Source organism: Ruminococcus sp. (assembly GCF_019423705.1).
GTDB lineage: Bacteria > Bacillota > Clostridia > Oscillospirales > Ruminococcaceae > Hominimerdicola.
The window spans coordinates 66,571-83,170 of sequence record NZ_JAHZAX010000006.1; the positions used below are offsets into that span (position 1 = coordinate 66,571).

Annotated in this window: 15 protein-coding genes and 1 riboswitch; all 15 genes read right to left on the minus strand. The window is 45.4% G+C overall.

Going from position 1 to position 16,600, the window contains the following annotated elements; all coding sequences use genetic code 11:
* Positions 1-8: 8 nt before the first annotated feature.
* The 15 genes from proC to QZ371_RS06465 all read right to left on the minus strand — a co-directional run bounded on the left by proC (position 9) and on the right by QZ371_RS06465 (position 16,501).
* Positions 9-809, minus strand: coding sequence for a pyrroline-5-carboxylate reductase (gene proC / locus QZ371_RS06395; protein ID WP_295210780.1), 801 nt, complete (start codon positions 807-809; stop codon positions 9-11).
* A gap of 203 nt (positions 810-1,012) precedes the next feature.
* Positions 1,013-1,654, minus strand: coding sequence for a folate family ECF transporter S component (locus QZ371_RS06400; RefSeq protein ID WP_295210782.1), 642 nt, complete (start codon positions 1,652-1,654; stop codon positions 1,013-1,015).
* A gap of 124 nt (positions 1,655-1,778) precedes the next feature.
* A riboswitch (THF riboswitch) is annotated at positions 1,779-1,880 on the minus strand.
* A 44-nt stretch (positions 1,881-1,924) separates the two neighbouring features.
* Entirely contained in the window at positions 1,925-2,887 is a 963-nt protein-coding gene (gene pfkA, locus QZ371_RS06405) for a 6-phosphofructokinase (protein WP_295210784.1), read from the minus strand.
* 139 nt (positions 2,888-3,026) lie between these two features.
* Entirely contained in the window at positions 3,027-4,838 is a 1,812-nt protein-coding gene (locus tag QZ371_RS06410; RefSeq protein ID WP_295210786.1) for a PASTA domain-containing protein, read from the minus strand.
* A gap of 193 nt (positions 4,839-5,031) precedes the next feature.
* Positions 5,032-5,835: a zinc ribbon domain-containing protein gene (locus QZ371_RS06415; RefSeq protein WP_295210788.1), complete on the minus strand. Its 804-nt coding sequence runs from the start codon at positions 5,833-5,835 to the stop codon at positions 5,032-5,034.
* 258 nt (positions 5,836-6,093) lie between these two features.
* Complete coding sequence (locus tag QZ371_RS06420; RefSeq protein ID WP_295210790.1) at positions 6,094-8,331, minus strand: DNA topoisomerase (ATP-hydrolyzing) subunit A; 2,238 nt, start codon at positions 8,329-8,331, stop codon at positions 6,094-6,096.
* Positions 8,332-8,336: 5 nt separating this feature from the next.
* Positions 8,337-9,461, minus strand: coding sequence for a DUF6688 family protein (locus tag QZ371_RS06425; RefSeq protein WP_295210792.1), 1,125 nt, complete (start codon positions 9,459-9,461; stop codon positions 8,337-8,339).
* A 21-nt stretch (positions 9,462-9,482) separates the two neighbouring features.
* Positions 9,483-11,465 (minus strand): toprim domain-containing protein, encoded by a 1,983-nt coding sequence (locus QZ371_RS06430; RefSeq protein WP_295210794.1) that lies wholly within the window; start codon positions 11,463-11,465, stop codon positions 9,483-9,485.
* Positions 11,466-11,660: 195 nt separating this feature from the next.
* Entirely contained in the window at positions 11,661-12,062 is a 402-nt protein-coding gene (gene rpsI / locus QZ371_RS06435; RefSeq protein WP_295210795.1) for a 30S ribosomal protein S9, read from the minus strand.
* Positions 12,063-12,078: 16 nt separating this feature from the next.
* Positions 12,079-12,507, minus strand: a complete 429-nt coding sequence (rplM, locus tag QZ371_RS06440) for a 50S ribosomal protein L13 (RefSeq protein ID WP_295210797.1) — start codon at positions 12,505-12,507, stop codon at positions 12,079-12,081.
* A 319-nt stretch (positions 12,508-12,826) separates the two neighbouring features.
* Complete coding sequence (locus tag QZ371_RS06445) at positions 12,827-13,033, minus strand: helix-turn-helix transcriptional regulator (RefSeq protein ID WP_295210799.1); 207 nt, start codon at positions 13,031-13,033, stop codon at positions 12,827-12,829.
* A complete protein-coding gene (locus tag QZ371_RS06450; RefSeq protein ID WP_295210801.1) occupies positions 13,033-13,497 on the minus strand; it encodes a hypothetical protein in 465 nt (154 codons plus the stop codon). Before QZ371_RS06450 ends, QZ371_RS06445 begins: the two co-directional genes overlap by 1 nt.
* Positions 13,498-13,514: 17 nt before the next feature.
* Positions 13,515-14,006 carry a hypothetical protein gene (locus QZ371_RS06455; RefSeq protein WP_295210803.1) on the minus strand — a complete coding sequence of 164 codons (492 nt, stop codon included), beginning with the start codon at positions 14,004-14,006 and terminating at the stop codon, positions 13,515-13,517.
* 234 nt (positions 14,007-14,240) lie between these two features.
* Positions 14,241-15,011, minus strand: coding sequence for a hypothetical protein (locus QZ371_RS06460; RefSeq protein ID WP_295210805.1), 771 nt, complete (start codon positions 15,009-15,011; stop codon positions 14,241-14,243).
* Between the two features lie 119 nt (positions 15,012-15,130).
* Positions 15,131-16,501, minus strand: a complete 1,371-nt coding sequence (locus QZ371_RS06465) for an MATE family efflux transporter (RefSeq protein ID WP_295210807.1) — start codon at positions 16,499-16,501, stop codon at positions 15,131-15,133.
* Positions 16,502-16,600: the final 99 nt, after the last annotated feature.

A 16,600-nucleotide genomic window follows, 5' to 3' on the forward strand; every position in this document is an offset into this window, starting at 1 on the left:
ATTTTTAATTACTTTGAAAGCTCGTAAGCACGCTTTGTGCAGGCCTTGCAGCACTCCTCAACAGCCTTTGCAAGACCGCCCTCACGGAGCTTTTCAAGTCCTGCGATAGTTGTGCCGCCCTTTGAGGATACCATTTCGATAAGCTCGTCAAGGCTCTTTCCGCTGTCTGTTATCATCTTTGCCGAGCCGATAAGCGATTTTGCAAAGAGGTCTCTCGCAACGGTCTCGTCAATGTCAACGCTCTTTGCGTACTCAACGAAAGCCTGCGCATAAAGATAGATAAACGCAGGTGAAGAGCCGTTTATTGCGATTATCTCCTTCATCTTGTCCTTTGAGATAACAGCGTACATTCCGCAGCTTCCGAAAATCTTGCACACAAGTGCGAACTCGTCATCTGAAACGCTGTCAGAACGTGAAAGCGCCGTTGCGCCCTCGCCGAGAAGCAGCGGAGTATTCGGCATAACCAGCACGACTTTTGCGCCAGCGACAGTCTTTGAAGCGATGTAATCGTCCGTTATACCAGCGCAGATCGACACGATAACTGTATCTTTCGTGACAGCATTTGCTATCTCGTCAAGCACCTCGTCAAGCTGCTGGGGCTTGATAGCGAGAAAAACGTACTGACACTTTTCAACGACCTCAGCGCAATTTCCGCACTTGATCGTTCCAAGCTCGTCGAGCCTTTCAAGTATGGGTGCATATTTGTCGAAAGCGTGAAGCTGGATATCCTTGCCCATTTCGCTTCCTGCAATGCCCTTCATAATGGCGTAGCCCATATTGCCTGCGCCTATAAAACCAACATTTATCATATAAAACAAGACCTTTCAATAGCATTTTGCCTTAAAAATAACTTAATTTTAATTATACACTATTTTGCCCTTGATTTCAAGTGTTTCACCTAAATTTCACAAAGCTTTCCCCCGACCCATTGTGCAAATTCACTTTTCATACAAAATCGCACAAATAAGCGGCGACCCTTTCAGACCGCCGCAATCATCAATATCAAATTTAATCAAACAGAAGTTTTAACACTATGTCCGAACTGATTTCTAACCTTTTCATAGGCAAACTTCACCGCAGGCAGGAACACCATAAGCAGCACAAGATCGACAGGGAGCTGAACGAGGTTCTTGATAACTCTTGGCGTGCAGTATGTAAGGAAACCGCTGAGACCTTCACGGGTGAAATTGGTGATACCGAAAGTTTTGTTCACATAAAGTGTGTACAGGAAATAGGAATTAAGGCCGATATTGCAAAACAGTATAACAGCCGTTCTTGCAATGGCTATTCTTACAAAGCTCTGCACCTTTTTGTTGTTAAAATCGCACTTATAGAGCAGGCAGCCGTAAATTATACCCGAAATTATTACCACCAGCGCAAGCTGCGGGCTGTAAGCTCTCGGCGACTTGTTCTGCACGATATAGCCGATAAAGTCAAGCAAAAACGTTGACGCACCGCATACCACGGGGCCGTAAAGCATACCGATAGTGCAAGTTGCAAGGAACGTTAAGCCTATCCTCAGATCGGGCGTTACCTCGATCGAGAACGACCTGATCGCAAATGCCAGAGCGATCAGTATTCCTGTTGTTGTGAGAGTTCTAAGGTCTTTCAGCGATTTGAAAGAATCATAGAACATTTTTCCAAAGCTCTTCATAATTTTACCTCCTTTTATTCAATGCGAGCTTATCGCCTTGTGCATAACGGGAGCAAAAAAGCAGCCCTGCACTATACCCGTATGGTATGTGCAGAAGCTGCCATAGAAAAGCTTCAATTACACATTCAGCGGGATGCGAAAACCGAACCGCAAAGGTTCTGCCTTTTTCGTTCCGACGGCAACTCCCCGTCCGACGGACACTTAACGCTCAGTTTTCTACTCTGTAATATGTCAAGTCCACAATGGGACAAAACATCACTAAAAAGTGAATTAGAATGCTGTCTTATTAAGAATATCGTAAAGCTCGTCCTCGAAAGGCTTCTTCATAGAAAGAGCTTCCTGGATATCAACATCATAGATCTTGTTATCCTTCATACCAACAACTCTATTGCCGATGCCCTGCTCGAGCAGCTCAACAGCGTGGTAACCCATCTGTGTTGCAACGACTCTGTCTCTTACTGTTGGAGAGCCGCCTCTCTGAACGTGGCCGAGAACTGTTGCTCTTGACTCGATGCCTGTAAGATCCTGAAGTGTTCTTGTGATGTATTCAGTCTTGCCGACACCCTCAGCAACAACGATGATGAAGTGTGTCTTGCCAGACTTCTTAGTCTGCTCCATATTCTTAGCGATCTGATTAAGATCGAAAGGCTTTTCAGGAGTGATAACTGCCTCAGCGCCAACTGCAACGCCAACGTTGATAGCGATGTAGCCTGCGTTTCTGCCCATTACCTCAACAACAGAACATCTGTCGTGTGACTGTGCTGTGTCTCTGATCTTGTCGATCATTTCCATAGCTGTATTCATAGCTGTATCGTAACCGATCGTATACTCTGTGCAAGCGATATCATTATCAATAGTGCCTGGGAGGCCGATACAAGGTATACCCTGTGCTGAAAGGTCAGCCGCACCTCTGAACGAGCCGTCGCCGCCGATGACAACGATACCATCGAGACCCATTTCGAGACACTTGTCTCTGCCCTTCTTAACGCCTTCGATATCTCTGAATTCAGGACATCTTGCAGTATAAAGACAAGTACCGCCTCTCTGGATAATGCCCGAAACTGATCTTGCATTCATTTCAATAACTTCGCCGTTAAGCAGACCGTTATATCCTCTCTGGATACCAACGACCTCCATACCCTTCTGAAGTGCTGCTCTGCAAACTGCTCTTACAGCAGCGTTCATTCCCGGAGCGTCTCCTCCGCTGGTCAATACGCCGATTTTCTTAGCCATTTAAAATACCTCCAAATCAAGAAACAAATTCTTGTTACTTTCCTAATTATCCTTATCAAGCATAACACAAAGCCCCTGAATTGTCAAGGGCTTTGTTTATTTTTTAACATTTTATTAAACACATTATAAAACGTTTTCGCTACTCTTGCGGAGCTTCGGTGACAGCCGGTTCAGCGGAGCTCTGAGTGGTCGTCGTGGTCTTATTTTCCGTCGTAGAAGCGGCAGTTGTTGTGGTGGTCGTAACGATGCCGGCGGATACTGTGACAGTAAGAACATCGCCATTTTTAACATTGACAGTATTGCCCACAGCCACGCTTGTGCCCATAACATATCCTGCGGAAACAGAGCTTGAGAAGTCTGTAATGATCTTATACTTGATGTTAAAACTGTCAAGCAGCTCGAGATAAGACTTCTTGCTGAGACCCGAATAGTCAGGAACAGGCACGTTCTCGGGGCCTGCGCAAACTTTAAGGGTCAGCTCGTTTTTAAGGTTCGGGTCAAAGTCAGTACCCTCAGGGATACTCTGCTCATAGACCACGCCCTTATCATCTATATCCGAATAGAAATAATCCGTCTTGATAGTGAAATCCTCGCCAAGCTGTTTAACTACCGTATTATATTCAAGTCCCACAACGTTCGGCATAATCGAGCCATAGCCGTATTCAGACTGGCTTTCAGCGGCGGTGGTCGCAGGTGTCGCAACAGTCGTGCTGTAAACATATACCTCGCTGTCGGGCTGTTCATAATCATCCTCGGACACGACCTTGTTCACCGATGAAGCGTCGTCATACTCTGACGGTCCCGAAAACAGCTCATAAAGCAGGAACACCGACAACATCAGCACGATAACAAGCACCACCCAGCCGATAATAACGGCGGTCTTGTTCTTTTTCTTCTCCTCCTCAGCAGGCTGCTGAACAGGTCTCTTTTTCGGGACGTGCTGGATAGGAATGGTCTGCGTTGAGCCCTTCGGGTGCTCCATATGAGTAGTATGCTGTTCAAAAAGCGCAGCCACCAGCTCTGTGATAGTCTGTATCCTCTCCTCGCCACGCACTCTCATCGCTCTGGCGAGCACTCGTGAGATATGCTGAGGAATCCTCGGGTTGACACGGCAGGCCTCGACCATTGTGTCATTGCGTGTTCGAGTATAAGCGTCAAGCGGCATACAGCCCGTGAGTATCCTATAAAGCACGGCGGCAACGGCATAAACGTCCGTCCAAGTGCCCTGCCACTCAAGCGATGAATACTGCTCAGGTGCGGTATAGCCCGAATAGAATTCAGGCGAAAGCCCTGTATTTGAAGTTCTGATAGAGCTTATAGAAAAGCCCGTGAGCTTTAGCTCGCAATCAGTTGTAACGATGATATTCTCTGGTGAGATACCCCTATGGATAATGCCCGCATTGTGGACGATACTCAGCGTTGTGAACAGCGGCACGAACAGCTTTTTGACCTGCTCCCAAGTAAGGAAGCCCGTGTTCGACTGCAAAAACTTTTTGAGCGAAACGCCCTCGACGTACTCGAGGATAACATAAGTCGTATTATTCTCACAGAACATATCCTTTGCGGTGGCGATATGCTGGAGATTTCTCATTCGTGAAAGCACCTTATTCATATCCGCAAACTCGGACATAAAGGTCTTATACTTTGCAAGGCAATCGGGGTTGACAACCAACGACTGGCTGTCACGGTCACGTTCGCAAAGTGTATCGGGCATATACTCTCTTGCAACGCACTTGCACTTTCCTACCATATCATAACAGATATAGGAAGCACCCTCGCCGTTATAAGAAAGCATTTTGCCGATTATATATCTATTGTCGAGCACCGTTCTTGGTGCAAGATATGACTGAAGATGTGGGATATCGTCGGTATAGCTGCAATGATGACAGCGTCCGTCTGCGTCGAGCTCATTCATACAGCCCATACACAATTTTCTGCTAAGATCCTCCATACCTATGACACCTCCTTTTAGTTTTAGGTGGCTATCCGATATTAACCACCAATTATAGATTATACATTATGACCTATTACAAAGTCAAGGAAAATTGCCGAATTGTAGACTTTGCGCAATAATTTGTATTTATTCTGTAACATCTGATAACAGTCAAGGGTTTATCGCCGACAGCCCTAAAAGCCTGCGATCATCACAAATTCTGCGGATAGACAGGGGTCGATGTATAATAAAGGTACTTATTGTCAGTATCGAACACGGCATTGAGCACGACAGGCTGTCTGTCCCCTGCATCGTTCTCATACCAATAGCGATAAACGTATGTTTTTGTATCTTTGTTCCATATAATGCTATAATAATCAAGATCGACCGCACTAGAAAGATCGCTCCACTTTGCGCCCTTTTCAAACTTGTCAAGATTTATGGCCTTGTTCTTTCCTTCGCCGTCTGAATCCTTTTTCAGCGTGCTGAAATCGGCATACTTGACACTTTCAATGCGCTCCTTATCGTCAACAGTCACAAGAGCCGCCCACTCGGGGTAGGAAATGCCGTCCACCTTAATGCTGTCATCAGCCTCGACGATGTAATCGAAATTCAGCGCATTGTTAACGCCTTGATAGACCGACTCGTCCTTGAAGTGCATATCGAGAGACTTCTGCGCCTTACCGACGTCCGCACCGATGTACTGAGAGATCTTCTCAGCTGTGCTTTCGCCTTTGGACTTGACGACATTGACGACTATAAGCACCACGAGGACGACCAGCAGGATGAGGGCGATAGCAAAAAGCACGATTTTGAGATTGCCGCCTGAGAGCTTGCGTTTTTGTTCAGCAAGCTTGCCGAGGCCTGTATTTTGGTGTTTTTTCGAGTATTTATCATCATTTTTGCGAAACTTTTTGATAATAGAAGTATCCTTATCGGGTCTGAGCTGAGTGCCGCAGTTAGGGCAAACAACGTCATTTTCGTCAATAGGTTTTCTACATTTTGGACAATCCATAGATCAGCACTCCCCTGAAAGCTATATACTGTAATTATAGCATAAATGCCGAAGTGTGTCAAATTTAGCGAGGAGTGAGGAATGAGGAATGAAGGTATCGCCTAGCGGCGATGTATTTTTGTAGGGGCGACCTTTGGTCGTCCGCTGACTTGCTGTTTTTCAACATACCTAAATGTTCCACATAGAACGTTTGTACTTGCATCTAACCGCAAAAAGAGACCCCACAAAGAGGTCTCTCCCTAAAATAAAAAAACAAAATCATAAGTGCATCTGATCCGGATCTTCAATGTCCTTTGCAAAACAACCAGCCACAGGAATGGTCTTGCTGCGGTATTTGGATAGATCAGCAGCCGTATCCTCATCAACTATGAACGCCTTTTCTACAAGTGCATTCTTCGCCTTCAGGGTCATAACCTGTACGCCTATGGTGTCTCTCGTGGACTTCGGCATAAGCAAAGCCGTGTCAAATATCATCGCCCTGCCGTTGGTCGTCCGCAGCATTATCTCTGCGTTGTCCTGTACAAAGAACATCGCTATCAGCTTCGCCTTTGAAGAGTATGCGTTGGCAAGCTTCTTTCGGTTGGTCCTTGTCTCGTATGCGTTCAAAGGCACTTTCGCTACCTTGCCGTTTTCAAAACAGAAGATCATATAGCCCGAGTAATCAGCCGTGTTCACCATCGACGTCACACCCTCGCCCTCGTCAAATCCAAGCTTCGCAGGAATGTAATCGCCCAAAGCGCTGGCCTTTGTGTCGCCAAATTGCGATACCTTCGTCTTGTAGACCGAGGACTTGTCCGAGAAGAACAGAAGCTCTGACTTGTTGGTTGTCTCGATCTCCTGCAATGGGCCGTCGCCCTCTTTGTATTTCTGCTCGCTTGCCATTCTCAATGACTGCGGCGTGCACTTCTTGAAATAGCCGCTCTGGGACAAGAACAGCTTGCAGGAATAGTCAGGGATGTCGTCCTCTTCGTCGATCTCCTCAATGTCAGTCTTATAATAGAACTGCGTCCTCCTCGGCTGACCGTATTTCTTCACAACGTCCTTAAGCTCCGATGTGATTATCGCCTTGATCTTCCTGTCGCTGCCAAGAATGTCTTCCAGCTCTGCGATAGCCTTTTCAAGGTCTGAGGTCTCGGCGGTCTTTTTGAGGATGTACTCACGGTTGAGATGTCTCAGCTTGATCTCTGCTACATATTCCGCCTGCACCTCGTCAATGCCAAAGCCAAGCATAAGGTTCGGCACAACTTCCGTCTCTTCGTCTGTCTCTCTGATTATCTTTATCGCCTTGTCGATGTCTAGGAGTATCTTTCCGAGACCTTTCAGCAGGTGCAGCTTTTCCTTTTTCTTTTGCAGATCAAAACTCGTCCTGCGGCGAACACATTCCATTCTGAACGCTACCCACTCTTTGAGGATATCGTAAACGCCCATTATCTTCGGATAGCCGTGTACAAGTATATGGAAATTGCAGGAATAAGAATCTTGCAGCGGCGTGAGCTTATAAAGCTTCTGCATAAGCTTGTCGGGGTCAACGCCCTTTTTGATGTCGATACCGATCTTCAAGCCGTTGATGTCGGTCTCGTCACGGATATATGATATCTCCCTTATCTTGCCAGCCTTCACAAGTGCGATTATCTTCTCGATTATTGCTTCAACTGTTGTGGTCGCCGGTATCTCAACGATCTCAAGACATCTCGAATCCTTGTCGTACTGATACTTCGCCCTCAGCTTGACTGAGCCTTTGCCCGTGCGGTAAATGCGGTCAAGCTCCTCTTCGTCGTAAAGCAAAGAAGCTCCGCCCGGGAAGTCTGGACCTTTAAGGGTCTCCAGCACGTTGAAGTCGGGGTCTTTCATAAGCCCGATAGTGGTCTCGCAGACTTCCGTGAGATTGAACGGGCAAACCGATGAAGCCATTGATACGCCGATACCGACATTTGCGTTTACAAGTATTGACGGAAAAGTCGCAGGCAGCAGGGTCGGCTCTTTCGTGGTGTTATCATAGTTTGGCACAAAGTCAACTGTGTCCTTGTCGATATCGCCGAAAAGCTCTTGACAGATAGGCATAAGCTTTGCTTCGGTGTATCGTGAAGCGGCGTATGCCATATCTCTCGAATAGGCTTTACCAAAGTTTCCCTTGCTCATTACATATGGATGCAAAAGGGCTTCATTGCCCTGTGAAAGTCGCACCATAGTTTCATAAATTGCGCTGTCGCCGTGAGGGTTGAGCCTCATCGTCGAACCAACAATATTTGCAGACTTTGTAAGCTTGCCGTTCAAAAGTCCCATTTTATACATGGTATAAAGCAGTTTTCTGTGTGAGGGCTTAAAGCCGTCTATCTCAGGGAACGCTCTTGATACCAAAACGCTCATGGCATATGGCATATAGTTCTTTTCAAGAGACATTGTTATCTTTTCATCTGCAACAAGTCCTGCACCCTCGATATATGCGTTGTTATTTGGTTTAGCAGTCTTTTTAGGCTCTGCCTTTTTTCTTGCCATAAAATCTATCCTTTCATAAAGTTCGTAAGGTCGGTGCACTTTTTGCCTGTATACTGCATAGCGATCCTGCTTTCGGGATCGGCGTCAAACATATACAGCACCGCAATAAAAATAAATTCAAGTGGTTTCATAAGGATATAGACCACATCAGCACGCAATTTCGTCGATATATGCTGTGAAATGGGATATCCGTGTTTATCGTAAAAGCTTCTCACACATTTGTGAAAACGTGGAAGCTTATCCTGTATAAGCTCTTCAAATGCGTTTGCAACACAAAGCTGTCTGTTCACAACTATCTTATCCCCACGCCGCAGACCCATTCGCTGAGGTTTGACGAGCTTAGCGTGACCCCCTGCCGCAACTGTGCAAAGATAATGCCCTTGTGAGTAATCAGGCGGCGGAGGTATCTGCTGAGAAAACGTCCAATCGGCTGTTTCCGTGAAAACCTTTACTATGCTGTCAGGGCGCTGTCCAAATAAAACAAGTATCAAAAGCATCACCGCAAGGAGCGGTATCATTGCCACAAAGCTGATAAGATACCAACCAAGGCTTTTTGTGAGAAGCTTATTAAGCCAGCCCATAAAGCCGCTTTTCTCCGCCGAATTGCTGAGATATCCCGTCTGCGCCTTTATTTCACGGCGAATGAGCCTTACGGACATAAGCATATAATTCATTGGAAAAACCAACATCATCACCGTGAAAAAGTTATCCATATTCTTCAAAAGCTGTATCACCAGCAGTATATCAAGCACATTGCCCATATACACCCCTGCAATGAGCATAGCCGCAAACAACGGCGGTTTTCTCTTTGTTATAACACTCAACAGTACAATGCACACCATAGCTATAAAAAACAGGAAGAAAAAACTAAACCTATACTCCCCTGCTATGGGTGTATGAAATTCCCTATGAACAGTTAGAGGAACATCATATTCAACGCCAAGACCTAACCCGTCAAGGTCAAAAACAGACAGCAGCGAACCGATTACCACCGTCAGCACATCAAACAGCGGTCTGTCCAATTCTTTAGGTGCATTCTCAAAAAGCCTTATAACATTTATTACTGTGAAAAACAATGGAAGTCCAACACATATCACAAGCGCAGACGACCATATAAAAATTGCGTCCATAATGCTCTCCCCTCAAACAGCTTATGAAATATCTGCCATATCCAGATAATCAACACCATTATTGGTGATGAAATCTTTTCTGCCCTGCAAGTCGTCACCCAAGAGCATATCAAACATCCATTGTGTCTGCTCGATATCGTCAGGCTCTATCTTTATAAGACGTCTTGTGGCAGGGTCCATTGTTGTAAGGCTCATCATCTCCGCCTCGTTCTCGCCAAGACCTTTTGAACGCTGGATATCGAATTTCTTGTCGCCTATCATTTTGAGTATCTTTGTTTTTTCATTTTCGTCATACGCAAAATAAGTCTTGTCGGAAGTCGTTATCTCAAAGAGCGGTGATTCCGCAATATAAACATATCCTTTTTCAATAAGAGTAGGAACAAGCCTGTAAAGCATTGTGAGGATAAGGGTTCTGATGTGGAAGCCGTCCACGTCCGCATCGGTACAGATAACTATTTTGTTCCAGCGGAGATTATCGAGATTGAACATAGAAATTTCCTTGTTCTTGCCTGTCTTGACCTCAACGCCGCAGCCGATGACCTTGATAAGGTCTGTAATGATCTCGTTCTTGAATATCTTGTCATAATCGGCCTTTAAGCAGTTGAGAATTTTACCTCTTACAGGGATAACAGCCTGGAATTCGGCATTTCTTGCCATTTTAACAGAACCAAGCGCCGAGTCACCCTCCACGATGTAAAGCTCACGCTGAGAAAGGTCTTTTGAACGGCAGTCAACGAATTTCTGCACCTGATTTGAAAGGTCGATAGAGCCAGCAAGCTTTTTCTTGAGGTCGATCCTCGACTTCTCTGCCTTCTCACGGCTTCTCTTGTTGACAAGCACCTGCTCGGCTATCTTTACAGCCTCGTCGGGGTTCTCGATGAAATATATCTCAAGATTGTGCTTCAAAAATTCAGTCATACACTCCTTGATAAACTTGTTTGTGATTGCCTTTTTGGTCTGGTTTGCATAAGAGGTCTGGGTCGAGAATGAGCTTGAAACAAGCACAAGGCAGTCCTCGATATCTTGGAATGTGATAGGCTTTTCGTTTTTCAGATACTTGTTGTTGCTCTTGAGGTAGGCGTTTATCTGCGAAGTGAAAGCGCTTTTTACAGCGTCCTCCGGCGAGCCGCCGTGCTCAAGAAAGCTTGAATTGTGGTAATATTCAAGACACTTTATCTGATTTGAGAAAGTGAAAGCCACCGAAAGCTTTACCTTGTAATCGTCCTTGTCCTCACGGTCACGACCCTTGCGATCGCCTGTAAAATACTGCACCGAAGTCAGCGGCTTCTCCCCTGCTATCTCGGCAACATAATCGGCAATGCCGTTTTCATAGTAGAAAGTTTTCTCTTCAAAAGAGTTATTTTCACGCTGGATACGGAGAATAAACGTAATGTTCGGGTTCACAACAGCCTGCTTTTTAAGCACGTCCTCAAAATACTCGTTCTCGATCTTGATATCGGTAAAGACTTCAAGGTCGGGGCGCCAATGGGTCTTTGTGCCGGTCTTTTTCTGCTTGGTCTCTTCTTTTTTCAGTCCGCCGACATTGCGGCCTTTTTCAAAGTGCAGATCGTATTTATAGCCGTCACGGAAAACCTCAACGTCCATAAACTCCGACGAATACTGAGTAGCGCAAGCGCCCAGTCCGTTCAGACCCAGCGAATACTCGTAGTTATCGCCGCCGTTGTTGTTATATTTACCGCCTGCGTAAAGCTCGCAGTAAACAAGCTCCCAATTGTATTTTTTCTCACGCTGGTTGTAGTCAACAGGACAGCCACGTCCGAAGTCCTCCACCTCGATCGAATCGTCGTTATATTTCGTGACGATTATCTTGTTTCCGTGGCCGTCACGGGCTTCGTCGATAGAGTTTGAAAGTATCTCGAAAACCGAATGTTTGCAGCCCTCAAGGCCGTCCGAGCCGAAAATTACCGCAGGGCGCTTTCTGACCCTGTCCTCGCCTTTAAGGGATACTATATCTTCATTTGTATATTCCTTTTTATTTGCCATTTCTCATTTCCTTTCTTTATATTAGGAAAAAATTCTCTATCATAGTAAAAAAATTTTGCATACAAATATTATTATAACACAAGCGATCTCAATTTGTAAAGGGCAAATTTCAATATTTTTTAACCAAAGATTTTAAGGCAACAAAAAAGGCACGCCCGAAACGAGCGTACCTGTGATTTTGTATGAAGCGTACGATTATCTCTTTGAGAACTGTGGAGCACGTCTTGCGGCTTTGAGACCGTACTTCTTTCTTTCCTTCATTCTTGGGTCACGAGTGAGGAAGCCTTCCTTCTTGAGGAGAGGTCTGAACTCATCGCTAGCCTGAAGAAGAGCTCTTGAAAGACCGTGTCTGATTGCACCAGCCTGACCTGTAACGCCGCCGCCTGCAACTGTGCAAACGATGTCGTACTTGTCCATTGTATCTGTTACAGCAAATGGCTGACGAACGATGAGCTTGAGTGTCTCAAGACCAAAGTAATCGTCAATGTCTCTGCCGTTGATTGTTATCTTACCTGTACCCTCGTAAACACGAACACGGGCAACAGAATGTTTTCTTCTACCTGTGCCATAGAAATATGGCTGCTTTGATTCGTACATCTAAATTGCTCCTTCCTTACAGTTCGTATTTAACAGGCTTCTGAGCAGCGTTGTTGTGCTCTGCGCCCTTGTATACTCTGAGTCTCTTTGCAGCAGCTCTGCCAAGTGTGTTGTTAGGGAGCATACCCTCAACAGCAATTGTCATAGCTCTGTCTGACTGGTTAGCCATCATATCTGAATACTTGATCTCCTTGAGACCGCCGATCCAGCCTGTGTGCCACTTGTAAGACTTCTGATCAAGCTTCTTGCCTGTAAGAACAGCCTTATCTGTGTTGATGATGATTACGTGGTCGCCGCAGTCAGCGTGAGGTGCATAAGTTGGCTTGTGCTTGCCACGAAGAATGTGAGCAGCCTTTGCAGCAACTCTACCGAGTGACTGACCTTCAGCGTCGAGAATATACCACGTGCGAGAAATGTCGCCTGCTTTTGGCATATAAGTTGACATATTATTTCCTCCATTCAGAATTTAAAAAGTCTGTTCACAGCCGCATAGCAGTCCTGTGAACTCACAACGTTGTCTATTATACAACATCATTCCCGACTTGTCAATAGCCAAAACGCCAAATTTTTAATTTATATCCCCTATTCTCTTTAATTCTCTCCGTTTTACTCCGTTTCTCTCGATTTCTCTTAATTCATTTCACTTTTGTTCTTTGCATCAATACACATAGCATTTCGACGATATCCAAAGCTATTAAAAGCATTTGCAACTTATATTCAATATTTATCTCTCTATCATCAAATATAAACCGAAACGCCCGAATTTACTCATCTTCAAACGAGAAAATATCCTCCACAGATACGCCAAAAACCTTTGCGATATCCATTGCAAGCTTCAAAGAAGGGTTATACTGCCCCTTTTCAAGACGTATGATAGTCTCACGCCGCACGCCGACTTGCTCCGCAAGATCGCCCTGCTTCATATCAAGCTTTGCACGGTATTCTTTGAGTTTCGTTTTAAGCTCCGGCATTACTCGTCCTCCTCATCGGTGCTGAGCTTGCCCTCTTGACGAAGGAAAAATCCGCTTTCAAGAGTCATATAGCTGAACCAGAATATCATCCACACTTGGTACAATCTGTCGCTGTTTATCTTAATGGTTATGCTTCCGTTCCAGAATATTGATATAAAGATCGCTACTGCTAATATTATCAAAAACACGTTTGTGATGCTTTGATGCGCTTTGAGCATATTTTCTTTTGCCATTTCGTCCTCTTTGTCAACATTTTGGAAGCTTGCATACAGCCATATTGCCGCAAATATAACTGTAAACGCTGTCAGCACAACGAATATCGCCGTCGCCCAAGCCGTATCGTCAAGCCCATAATGCTCTACCGTGTTTTCAAATATCTCTGTAACAAGTATTCCGATACCAGTAAACATACGCTTTTTGTGATATTCTCTCAGGGTGATATTTTTCTTTTTTCTCAATTTCATTTTTATCCCTTCTCGTCCTATTCCTCGTCATTGTCTACATCATCGAACTTGCTTTCAAAATACAGTCCTATAAAATTGTACACCGCATAGCAGAACCATATCAAGCCCGTTATAACATATTCGTTTAGTGTGACCTTAAATCTTCCTAAAATATCGGAAAACAAAGTCATAACCGAAATAAACAGGCAGGCGATCGTGAACAGGAACGTTATAAAAGTTTGATTGATCTTCGCCGTCGTCTGCTGAGCAAGCTCATCGTCCGTATCTCTTTTGCCGACCGTGGATATTATCTTAGTTATGCACACAGCGATAAGCGCAAGCGTTCCCAGCGACACTATCAGATTTATCACATTGGTAAGTGTGTGCCCTTTCTTTATTGCCGGCAGCACCTTTTCCATAACCCAATAGAATATCCACATCGCTCCGCCAAGCGTGCCCAAAATACCCATTTGTCTGTAATATTTTTTATATGAAATCTTGTCTGTCTTTGTCTCCGTTTTGTCGTTCATTTTTACATCTTCTTTCATTTGTGATTTACACAGCTGTATATCTAAAGTGACTTATTTATCACCTTGTGTGACAATAATATCACTTTTATCCTGCAAAGTCAATAGATAAAGTGACAAATTTATCACTTTTGGTACAATGCACAAATAAGCCCTCCCTATCCTGTACATATAAGGCACAATGGCGAAAATCATCACTAAGGCACAAAAAAGAGCGGTCAAGCCGCCCTTTTGTTATTAAGCCTCAGAACTTGAATCCGTAGTATCGCTGTCATTACTATCGCTTTCTGAGCTTTCATCGCCGTCAATGAATATCGCCTTGCAAGCGGCGCTGAAATCATCGTCTCTGAGAGATACGCCGTTTTTCACAACGTCCGATATCTTGAAGCTGCGATATGTGAAGCCGTCGTAGACTATCACGAATGTGATCTTGTAGCTGTCCGAGCCGTGGCTGCCCTCAGCGGTGACGGTGTAATTATCCCCGTCCTTTGTGCAGCCCCACTCAGCGTCCTCGCCGAGATAAGCCGTAATGCAGTCGCCTATTACCTTTGCAGAGCTGCCCGAAAAGTTGTCAAGGCTCTGCACATAGCTGTTCTGCGCCGAGATTGTCATATAATCTGTGTCGATCTTTATGCTCTGCGTGAAGCTGTTCATAAAAAGCGCCGCTATCACGAAAAAACCGCAAATTATGGCCTTGTAAAGCTCTCTTCCGCAAAGCTTCTCACGTTTATAAACATACACCGGCGTGAGCCACACCCACTTGATGAGCCTGTCCGTCTCAATGCCCTGCCGTCTAAGCTGCCCAATATCCGCCAGCGAAGAGCCGATCATCATCAGCGGCACAAGCACCCAAAGCACAATGCCTGCGGTCTTTGAGTCGGCATAATTTTCAAAGAAAAGCCCTATAAGGGGCAAAAAGCAGATGAACCAAATAAGCCCGTTGTTGAGCTTCTGCGCCTTAGCAGAATTTGAACTGACCTGCACGCCCTCATTTATATTTATATCCATTTTATCCTCCGATCGTTGGTGATACTTATACCATTATATAATATTTCAGCAAAATAATCAAGCCGTGTACGCTCATTTCCACACAAAAAAAGAGGCAGTTCCCCGCCTCTTTCACAAATCTATTTTTCAATAAGCTTAGGCTGACCGTGATCGCCTTTAATGGAACGTCCTGCCTTGTTCACGCAGGAAATACATATCGGCACTATGTAGATACAAGCCGATACCCAAGCCGCCTGATCGGTGAAGCAGATAGCCGTAAAGCCGAATTTGCCTACAAACGTCATACTTACGGCAATTCGTGCGATCATTTCCGTCACGCCCGAGAACACCGCAAGTCCCGAATAGCCAAGACCCTGCGTACACATTCTGCAAGTGTTGAGTATTCCCAGCGTCCAGTAGAAAAAGCCTGCGCAGAAAAGGAATTTTGCCGAAGCGTCCAGCACCGCAACGTCCGCCTTGCTGACAAAGATCATCGAAAGCTCTCTGCCGAAGAATATGAGCACAAGTCCTGCAAACAGTCCGTAAAGCACGCCGACAGCAACGCCAATGCGTATGCCCTTCTTTATCCTGTCGAGATTGCCTGCGCCAAGGTTCTGGCTTGCGAATACCGAAGCGCCCGTTGCGAATGCGTCATATGGGCACATCGTAAACTGCTTTATCCTCGAAGCCGCCGTGAAGCCCGAAACGTAAATGCTGCCAAGCTTGTTGTTTGCCGACTGCATTACCATCGAGCCGATAGCCGTGATAGAATATTGCAGACCCATCGGCACGCCCATTATGATAAGATTGAGCATCGTGTTGCCGTGAATGTTCCTGTCCTCTCTGCTGAGCTGGAGAACTTTGACTTTCCGTGTGATGAAAATTGCGCAGAGTATTCCGCTGATTGCCTGCGCAAGCACCGTTGCGATAGCCGCACCCGAACAGCCCCATCTGAACGCCACAACGAAAAGCAGGTCAAGCCCGATGTTCAGCACCGTGGATATGGCAAGAAAAACAAAGGGCGTTTTGCTGTCCCCCACCGATCTCAGCACGCTCGAAAGCAAATTATAAAGCAGAGTGAAAGGTATCCCAAGGAATATCACCAGCAGATATTTATAAGCGTCGGCGTGGATATTTGCAGGCGTTGAAAGTGCTTTAAGTATCACGTTGCAAAGCAATGCGCAAACTGTTGTCAAAAGCGCCGCAAATGCTGCCGTCAGAAGGATAGAATTGTAAAAACATTCCTTTAGCTTTTTTAAGTCTCCCGCACCGAAATGCCTTGCGATAGGCACGCCAAAGCCCAGCGTCGTGCCGATACAAAATCCCAGCACAAGAAACTGCACGCTGCTTGAAGCGCCCACCGCCGCAAGAGCGTCCGAACCGAGAAAACGTCCGACAATAGCGGCGTCGATTATATTATAAGTCTGCTGCAAAAGATTTCCGATAAGCAGCGGCAGCGCAAAGCTGAGAATAAGCTTCAGCGGATTGCCTTGCGTCATACTCTTTGTCATAAACTTCCTCCCTGTCACAAATTGCGTAAAATGCGTAAAAACGCAGTAAAAACCAAGTGTCTTATTTTTGACCGAAGATTAGTATAACATCAATATGTG